Annotated in this window: 6 protein-coding genes and 1 other RNA gene; all 7 read left to right on the plus strand. The window is 37.8% G+C overall.

The genetic code is table 11. The features are described from left to right. Positions 1-2 precede the first annotated feature (2 nt). Positions 3-356: a transfer-messenger RNA gene (gene ssrA, locus JJE29_03000) on the plus strand. A gap of 420 nt (positions 357-776) precedes the next feature. Beyond that, positions 777-2405, plus strand: a complete 1629-nt coding sequence (locus JJE29_03005; protein ID MBK5251598.1) for an amidohydrolase — start codon at positions 777-779, stop codon at positions 2403-2405. 267 nt (positions 2406-2672) lie between these two features. Then, positions 2673-3743 carry a Fic family protein gene (locus JJE29_03010; protein ID MBK5251599.1) on the plus strand — a complete coding sequence of 357 codons (1071 nt, stop codon included), beginning with the start codon at positions 2673-2675 and terminating at the stop codon, positions 3741-3743. A gap of 259 nt (positions 3744-4002) precedes the next feature. Beyond that, complete coding sequence (locus tag JJE29_03015; GenBank protein MBK5251600.1) at positions 4003-4470, plus strand: MarR family transcriptional regulator; 468 nt, start codon at positions 4003-4005, stop codon at positions 4468-4470. Beyond that, the gene (locus JJE29_03020; protein MBK5251601.1) at positions 4463-6679 is read left to right on the plus strand and encodes an ABC transporter ATP-binding protein; all 2217 of its coding nucleotides are present in this window, start codon (positions 4463-4465) and stop codon (positions 6677-6679) included. Before JJE29_03015 ends, JJE29_03020 begins: the two co-directional genes overlap by 8 nt. Continuing rightward, positions 6676-8535 carry an ABC transporter ATP-binding protein gene (locus JJE29_03025; GenBank protein MBK5251602.1) on the plus strand — a complete coding sequence of 620 codons (1860 nt, stop codon included), beginning with the start codon at positions 6676-6678 and terminating at the stop codon, positions 8533-8535. Before JJE29_03020 ends, JJE29_03025 begins: the two co-directional genes overlap by 4 nt. Positions 8536-8583: 48 nt before the next feature. Further along, on the plus strand, positions 8584-10215 hold the full coding sequence (locus tag JJE29_03030) for a putative manganese-dependent inorganic diphosphatase (GenBank protein MBK5251603.1): 1632 nt from the start codon (positions 8584-8586) through the stop codon (positions 10213-10215). The last annotated feature ends 160 nt before the right edge of the window (positions 10216-10375 follow it).

Consider the following 10375-nt stretch of genomic DNA (forward strand, 5'->3'; position numbering starts at 1 on the left):
GCGGGGGCGTACAGGTTTCGACGGGGGTATGGAGCATTGAACAGCGAGCTGTGGTTTGTTTGGTGCCACATTAAAAAACCGGACAAAAATGTAAACGCAGATAATAATTACGCTTTAGCCGCCTAGTTGTGGCTCATCCTGCTGAAGCCTACCCGCCGCTTCAGTTATAGGGTGTCGATATGCGGGGATCCGACTTGAGGGTTGTCCCGACCTCTTGCTGAACTAATTGGGACTGGCCGATGAAACAGCTTGTCATTGAGCGGTTTTGGACGCGAGAAATAAATCAATGACTGCGCTCGGAGAATTTCAATGTTAAGTGCTTTCGGACGCGGGTTCGATTCCCGCCGCCTCCACCAAAAAAGATACAAATATCAATATAATTGGGATCCACTAATCAGTGGATCCCGTTGTTTTTTGAGAAACTTTATTGACATTGTTGTCTAATGGCGATAGACTTGATGTTTCTAAAGGTGTTAGACACGGAAAATTTGCAGATTTTGTTGTATTATCCAAAGATATTTTTAAAATTCGAGAAGATAGTATTAAAGATGTTAAAATTCTAAACACATATGTTGAAGGTATCTTGGTGTATGAAAATAAAGATAACTCTAAAATAAAATGAGAAATATAGACAAAGAGAATATAACCAATGGCTGCTATTTATAAGTTAATCGTCAGTAGGGCGATACTCGCAGGGATATATACAATTTGTTTATGTTATTATACTGTACAAGAGTAGATTAAAAAAATACAGCATTTAAATAGGAGTGATAAGAATGGATTTAATATTATTTAACGGAAATATTATTACTATGGATGAAATGAATGCAATTGCTAAGGCCGTAGCTATTAAGGATGGCATAATATATAAGGTTGGAACAGACAAAGAAATATTAAGATTGAAGACTAATAAGACAAAAATAATAGATTTAAATAATAAGACTGTAATACCAGGGATCAATGATAGTCATGTGCACTTGCTGAATTATGGATATAGTTTAATAAAAGTTGATTGTAGTAGTGCTAAATCGATAGAAGAAATAATTAGACTAGGAAAAGAATTTATTGATGTTAATAAACCAAATCCAGGCGAATGGGTATTGGGAAGAGGCTGGAACCAGATTATTTTTAATAATAAAAGAGAAATCAACAAATATGATTTAGATAAAATCACGACTGAACACCCACTTTCATTTACAAGAATCTGTGAACACATTACTGTAGCAAATAGCAAGGCGATTGAAGTATGTGGAATAACTAAAGATACACCTCAACCACTAGGTGGACATTTTGACATAGATGAAAAAGGAGAACCTACAGGTATATTTAGGGAAGCTGCAAGATATATGATTTATGAAAACGTTCCAAATGTAAGCAAAGATGATATTAAGAAGATGCTTGTTGATGTATCAAAAATAGCTTCAAGTTATGGTATTACATCGGTACAGACGGATGATTTTGAAACATTTGCCAATAGAGATTATGAAATGGTTATGCAGGCATATAATGAGTTAGTATCTGAAAAAGCTTTACCCATAAGGATTTATGAACAATGTCTATTGCCAGAGATAGATAGATTGGAGGGTTTTCTAGATTCTGGTTATAGAACAGGTCAAGGAAATGAATATTTTAAAATAGGACCGCTAAAATTGTTAACAGATGGATCCTTAGGGGGAAGAACAGCATTTCTTTGTGAACCATATTCAGATGACCCATCAAATAGAGGAATGAGTACTTTCACCCAAGAAGAACTAGATAATTTAATAGTAACGGCCCATAAAAATGGTATGCAAATACTAACTCATGCTATAGGAGATGGAGCTATGTATATGTGTTTTAATAGTTTTGAGAAAGCTCAATCTCAGTATCCAAATGAAGATCCTAGGTTTGGAATAGTTCATTTGCAAATCACAGATGAAAAACTATTGAATAAATTTAAGGAATTAAATGTCATAGCAAATGCAGAACCAATATGTGTTAATAATGACTTGCATATGGCTAAAGACAGAGTAGGTAAAGATAGAGCTAAGACTAGTTATAAATATAGAACTTTAGTTGAAGATGGCGTGCATGTGTGTATTTCTTCTGACTGCCCTGTAGATTCGCTCAATTCAATGAATAGCATATATGTAGCTGTAACAAGAAAGGATTATAGTGGGTATCCAAACGGAGGATGGTATCCAGAAGAGTGTTTAACCGTGGAACAGGCACTTTATGCTTTCACTATGGGCTCAGCATACGCATCTTTTGAAGAGAATATAAAGGGTTCAATTGAAGAAAAAAAGTTTGCTGATATAGCCGTAATTTCAGATGATATTTACAAAGTATCTCTTGACAAGATAAAAGATATAGTTGTAGAGATGACTATTATGGATGGTAACATAGTATATAAAAGGGAAAGGTAACTATTCAGTCGTGTGATAAAATAATGTGTTAGATAGTAATGAATTTGTGTTCAATTGCATCTAAATTTTGACGCTGTTTCAAAATATATTTCAAATAGACATAATCGGCTACTTGAAATCCAAATAATAGAAAAAATACACAAGTAGAGATATTAGATAAACTACCTATAACAGAATAATATAGGTAGTTTTTTAATGTTTTCTACACACGTAAGCTTGATATAGGTAAATAATAGTGATAATCTACTTATAAAGGAGTGGATATTGATGGATTATAATACGTTGAATATGTTACCGCCTAATTCAGATATTGAAACTAATAAAATATTGAAGCAGTTGTCGAAAACAAATCGTTTGCTAGCTGAGCTAAAAGGTTTTTCGGATACGATTCCAAATAAGAATATTTTGATCAATGTAATTTTAATCAATGAAGCAAAAGATAGTTCGGAAATCGAAAATATTGTGACTACACACGATGAAATTTATAGGGCTATGAGTCAATATTCCTCAGGAAGTGCTGCTGCGAAAGAAGTGATTTCGTACCGAGAAGCGCTCTGGTATGGATTCGATTTTATAAAAAAGCATGAAGTAATTACAACAAATATGATTATAGATTTACAATCAATTGTTGAGGGTAATGATGCTGGAATTAGAAAGTTGCCTGGTACTGTTCTTAAAAATGATATGACAGGTGAAATTGTATATACACCACCAATAGGTGAAGTGGTAATCAGAGAATTATTGAGTAATCTTGAGAATTATATTAATGACGATGAGATAATTGTTGACCCATTGATAAAACTAGCAGTTATTCATTATCAATTTGAAAGCATTCATCCTTTCTATGATGCGAACGGTAGAACAGGTAGAATTATCAATATTTTGTATTTAGTTTTAAAAGACCTCATTGAGAGTCCTATACTGTATTTAAGTAAGTATATAAACGAGAATAAATTAGAGTACTATAGATTACTTCACGAAGTAAGGACAAAAGAAAATTGGGAGGATTGGATTATTTATATTCTTAAAGGTATAGAGGAGACTTCAAATGAAACTTTGAGGATAGTGAGAAGAATAAATGAAGAGGTACAATTAATGACAGATGAAATAAAACAAAATCTACCAAAGCTATATTCAAAAGAATTAATTGATTTATTATTTTTTGAATTTTATACTAAAACGATATTTATTCAGAAAGGACTATCCGTATCCAGAAAAACTGCAGTTACATATTTGAATATTCTTGAAAAAGAAGGCATCCTAGTATCAGAGAAGATTGGAAAGGAAAGGATTTACCTGAACAAACGGTTGTTTGATATTGTTAGATACAGTAGATAAACTTGATATCAAATATTTCAGTGTTATTGGAAATACAAATTATCGGTGAATTATCAAGTAAAAAAAAGGCCACTCTGCAATAGCAGAGTGGCCTTTTTCGCAGCCTGAAAGCGTGATTGAATAAAGCTTTTGCTGGCAGCATATAATACCTTTTCTTAAATGGATAGAAGAAAAGTATTTTACAAATCGCGAGTAGTGGAATATAATAAATTCGTACACGAAATATTCGCTTGCGAAGTAAAAATGAAAGGAACAGAAAATGGAAAAAGAAAATAGAGGCCTCGAAATAATGAATCTATACCGGTCCATAAACGGCAGGTTCAGGACGCTTAAAAGAGAACAGTTCAAGCATTTGGATTTGACGGGGACCCAGGGGATGATGGTTGGCATGATTGTGCATTTCGGACCGATAAAGATGAGCGATCTGAGCCATAGGATGAATCTGTCGACAAGCACCGTATCTGAAATGGTCAATCGCTTGGAAAAAGCAGATGTGCTTTTAAGGACCCGCGATGAAAATGACCGGCGCATTGTCCGCGTCGGATTTAGCGACAGTTATCAAAAGAAGGCGCTTGAGCATCGCGACTGCTTCGAAAAATTCGCAAACGATCTGTTTTCAAATGTTTCACCTGACGAAATCGATGCAATTCTCGACGGATTGTTAATACTCGATAAACTGTTTGAAATGAAAAACGAAATTAAAGAGGGGGACCTATTGCGTGATTAAGTTGATGAGATTTTTAAAACCCTTCATTGCGCTGATTCTGTTGACGGTTATTCTCCTTTTTGGACAGGCTATGGCGGATTTGGCTTTACCTGATTATATGTCTCGAATAGTCAATAATGGAATACAGCAGAGCGGAGTAGAATATGCCATTCCTGAAATAATGATTGAAGATGACTTTCAGTATTTAATGCTGTTTATGACTCCTGAAGAGATGGATGATGTCAATGGCATCTATAGTAGAGTTGCGCCTGAAGACAAGGACTATGGGGAGTATGATTTGAAGGCGGAAGGAAAGGCTATTTATGTATTAGATGAAGATGCCGAGTACTCTGTTTCCGAGATTGAGCCTATAATGGCAAAATCTCTTCTAGCTTATACAGGCATCAGCAGAATTATTATGGATGAAGGCAGCAAGGGGATGGAGATTGACGGTATGATAATCCCTCCCGATGCGGATGTGTTTGAACTACTGGCTCGAATGCCTTTAGAAAAACGCTTGGCAGCGGCCGAACGATTAATTGGTCAAATACCTGAAAATAATGAAAGCATGCTTATACAAGTGGGAACTAGGGCTTTAGCCGAATACAATGCCTCAATCGGCATTGATGTAGCGGGGAATCAGAGAGGCTACATTCTTGGAATCGGCGCCATCATGATTGTAATTACAATCTTGGGGGCGATGGCTTCCATATCGGTTGGTTTTCTTGCCGCAAGAATCGCAGCGGGCGTTGGTAAAAATCTCAGAAAGACGATTTTTACCAAGATTGAAAGCTTTTCCAACCAGGAATTTGACAAATTCTCTACGGCTTCCCTAATTACAAGAAGCACCAATGATGTCACACAGATACAGTCATTGCTTGTCATGCTGCTAAGAATTATCTTTTATGCCCCCATAATGGGTATTGGCGGGGTGTTTATGGCTCTTGAAAAAAGCGGATCGATGTCATGGATAATCGCCCTAGCGGTAATAGTACTGATAGGGATGATCATTGTAATATTCAGCATAGCTCTTCCAAAGTTTAAATTGGTACAAAAACTGATTGATAGGCTTAACATGGTAACGCGTGAAAATCTTGCCGGGATGATGGTAATAAGGGCGTTCAACACGCAGGCTTTCGAGGAGAAAAGGTTTGACGATGCGAATAGGGAACTGACGGCGACCAATCTTTTTGTCAACCGTCTAATGGTATTCTTCCAGCCGGCCATGATGCTTATCATGAACGGGACCTCGCTATTGATTGTCTGGGTTGGAGCTCACCAGATTGCAAACTCTGCCATGAAGGTTGGAGATATGATGGCCTATATGCAATATGCGTTGCAGATAATCTTTGCATTCCTGATGCTGTCAATGATGTTTATAATGGTTCCCAGAGCCATAGTGTCCGCACAGAGAATCTCGGAAGTCCTTGATGTGGAGCCTGTAATACTTGACCCGAAAAATCCAGTAAAGCCAAACGCAAATGGAGCGGGGGAAGTAGTTTATGAAGATGTCGAATTCGGATTTCCGGGGGCTGAAGAAAGCTTGTTGAAAAACATAAGCTTTGTCGCAAAACCCGGTGAAACTACCGCAATTATTGGTGCCACAGGGTCCGGCAAAACCACTCTAGTTAATTTGCTTCCTCGGTTCTACGATATAAAAAATGGTGAAATTAAAATAGACGGAGTAAATATATCAGATATGACTATGCATGATTTGAGGGATATGATCGGTTATGTGCCACAAAAGGCATCCCTATTCAGCGGAACAATCGAAAGCAATCTTAAATATGCTAACGAGGAAGCCTCGGCAGATGAATTGAGCGAGGCCATTTCCATAGCCCAGGCATCCGACATCGTAAGTGAAAAAACAGATGGTCTCAAATCCGAGGTTTCGCAACACGGCGCGAATCTTTCCGGTGGACAAAAACAACGATTGTCCATTGCGCGCGCCCTTGTAAAAAAGCCGAAAATCTATATCATAGACGACAGCTTTTCTGCGCTGGATTTCAAAACGGACTCCGAGCTTAGAAAGGCACTCAAAGACAAGACTGGAAGCAGTACTATTCTTCTTATTGCTCAAAGAATTTCGACCATCAGAAATGCAGATCAGATAGTAGTGCTTGAAGAAGGCGGCATTTGCGGAATTGGCAAACACGAAGAACTCATGGAAAAATGCGAGATATACAAAGAGATTGCTTTATCGCAATTGTCGGTGGAGGAATTGTCATGAATAAAAACAAGAGAAAGGATAGTGGACACAGAGGGGGAATGGGCCGAGGCCACGGACCCATGATGGGAAGCGGGGAGAAAACGAAAAATTTCAAAGGAACTATTCGTCGATTGCTTGCTTATCTCAAGGAATTTAGATTTCAATTTGCCATAGTGCTACTGTTTGCAGTGACGAGCTCCACGTTTGGGATATTCGGGCCCAAGCTCTTGGGTATGGCTACCACAAAAATATTTGAGGGGGCAATCAATCAGCTGTCCGGAATAGGAATCGGCATTGATTTTAAATACGTTGGAAGGATAATTATTCTTTTGATGGGTCTATATGGAATGAGTTCCCTGTTCTCGTATTTTCAGGGCTACATCATGTCGGGTGTATCCATGAAGGTAAGCTATAGCATGCGTAAGGAAATCTCAGAGAAGATAAACAAGATGCCTTTAAAATACTTTGACAACACAAATCAGGGCGAAGTACTTTCAAGAGTGACAAATGATGTGGACACCATCAGCCGAACCCTGAATCAAAGCATGTCACAGATACTCACATCTTCTGTGACTGTGCTGGGCGTACTCATCATGATGATGACAATTAGCAGATGGATGACTTTGGTGGCCTTGACCATCATACCCCTGTCGGCTATATCTGTCATGATGATTGTAAAGCGTTCCCAAAAATATTTTAAGCAGCAACAAGCCTACCTTGGCAATGTCAACGGACACATCGAAGAGATGTTCGGAGGACATCAGATAGTCAAAGCCTTTAATGGCGAGGGAAAAAGCATCAAAAAATTCAATGTTCTCAATGAGCAACTCTATGGAACAGCTTGGAAATCACAGTTTCTCTCATCAATAATGATGCCGGTTATGAGTATAATAGGCAACATAGGTTATGTTGCAGTGGCCGTTATGGGAGCGACACTTGCAGTTAGAGGGGCTATATCAGTAGGAGAAATACAAGCATTCATACAGTACGTACGAAATTTTACAAGGCCGATCTCTCAGCTTGCCAATATTTCAAACGTCCTTCAGCAAACAGCTGCGGCTTCCGAAAGAGTTTTTGAATTTTTAGATGAGTCGGAAGAAATTGCCGAGAGCGAAACGCCTGCCGTGGTAGATCATATAGAAGGCAATGTTGTATTTGCCAACGTCCATTTTGGATATGACCCGAAAGTACCGATTATCAATAATTTTAGCGCAAAGATAAAAAAAGGACAGACTGTGGCTATAGTTGGGCCGACAGGAGCAGGAAAAACCACAATGGTAAAACTGCTTATGCGTTTCTATGATATTCAGTCCGGCTCGGTAATGGTTGATGGAATAGACATAAGAGGCTTCTCGCGGCATGACCTAAGAAAACGGTTTGGAATGGTGCTTCAGGATACCTGGCTATACAACGGAACGATAATGGAGAATATACGGTATGGACGACTTGCTGCGACTGATGAAGAGGTTATAAGTGCGGCAAAGGCGGCCCATGTAGACAGCTTCATACACATGCTTCCAAAGGGTTATGATATGGTGCTAAATGAAGAAGCGTCCAATATTTCCCAAGGGCAAAAGCAGCTTATTACAATCGCCAGGGCAATCCTTGCAGACCCGAAACTTCTTATATTCGATGAAGCTACAAGTTCTGTGGATACTCGTACTGAAATGCAGATACAAAAGGCAATGGGTCGATTGATGTCGGGAAGGACATCTTTCATCATTGCGCATCGTCTTTCAACAATCAGGGACGCGGATTTGATTCTCGTTATGGATCATGGCAATATAGTCGAACAGGGAACACATTTGGAATTGCTGGATCGACGTGGCTTTTACTCTAGCCTTTACCAAAGTCAATTTGAAAATGACATTGCTTAACTAATGCTTTTTTACGTGATATAGTAATTAAAAAAAAGAAGGGAATAGATAATGATATATATATTTGGACATAGAAACCCAGATACAGATTCTGTATGTTCTGCGATAGCTCTGTCAAGATTAAAAAACAAGATGGGTTTTGAGACAAAGGCTTGCTCGCTTGATCAAATAAATAAAGAAACGGAATACGCTCTTGATATGTATGGAGTAGAACACCCCATAGTTATAGAAGATATAAAGACGGAAGTAAGAGATTTGACTTATGATGAAATTCCTTTTGTTGATCCAAAGTCATCAATTTTGCAGGTTTTTAAAATGATGGAGGACAATAAGCTTAAAACAATCCCTGTTTGCGATGCTGAAGGAATCCTGCTAGGTATCGTTACTATGAAGGATATAGCCATGGGGCTGATACAGAACAACGAGAGGCATTTAAAAACACATATGAACAATATTATCAATGATCTTGGCGGGAAGATGCTTGTAGGAGAACAGGGGAATGTAGATGGCAAGATAATGGTAATGGCCTTTTTCCATAAGACTTTGGCAAAAACTAGCATGCTTGATGACACTTGGATAAGTATTGTCGGCGACAACTATGAAAATATTGAATTCTGCATAAATGAGGGAGTACAACTGCTTGTAGTAACAGGGGGCCATGAGATACCTGAAAGGCTTATTGATCTTGCCAATGAAAAAAATGTTCCGGTCATGTCCGTTTCATCTGACACCTATATTACATCGAGAAAAATCGATCAGTGCACATATGTTTCATCGATTATGCGCTGCGATGAAATCTGTTCACTTAAGGAGTACGAGTATCTTGAAGATGTATATAAAAACATTCGAGAACATAGACATACATTTTATCCAATAATAGATCAAAATAGCAATTATTTGGGCTTTATAGGAAGGAATCAGCTACTTAACCCTCAAAGGAAAAAAGTCATAATGGTTGATCACAACGAATATTCTCAAAGTGCCCCCGGTATTGAAGAAGCGGAAATTATGGAGGTTGTAGACCATCATAAAATTGGAAATATTAGAACAAACATGCCTATATCGTTTAGGAATATGCCGGTTGGAAGTACATGTACAATTGTATATAAGATATACCGGGAATCAGGATTTATGCCCGAAAGAGAAATAGCAGGATTGCTTCTATCAGGTATAATATCGGATACTTTAAATTTCAAATCACCTACGACTACAATAATAGACAGTGAAGTGGCTTTTGAATTAAACGAGATACTGCAGATAGACATGGACAGCTATGCAAAAGAAATGTTTAAAATAGGAACTTCTTTGGAAGGGTTGTCTATAGAAGAAATATTCTATCGAGATTTTAAAACATTTGAATATAAGAACCGAGAAATAGGCGTTAGTCAGGTTCTTACAATGGATGTGGAAGGCATTATGGATAGAAAAGATGAAATTCTCGAGTTTATGAAAAAGGTACATGATAAGAATAATTATGTGATAACACTTTTGGTGATTACAGACATAATTAATGAAGGATCAACCCTTTTGTTTAAAACTGAATTTGCGGGAGCAATGAAGAAAGCTTTTGATGTAAATGAGAGCCAAGGCATATTTGTGCGCAATGTGATTTCTCGGAAAAAGCAGGTAGTGCCGAAGTTGTTGGAAGCATTGCATAGAATGGATGTTGATACAATTTAAACCGAAAATAACACTTGGCGCTAAGTTGTAAAATGAAATGACCACATTTGTAAAAACAAATGACTCAAGAGAAAAACCCGTGTACAATGTTTAGTAACTAATCTAAAACTTGTAAATGGAGGGTTTAACTCATGAGTCAAGAATATTGTACCATCGAAAA

The organism is Peptostreptococcaceae bacterium, assembly GCA_016649995.1.
Classification (GTDB): Bacteria; Bacillota; Clostridia; order Peptostreptococcales; family BM714; genus BM714.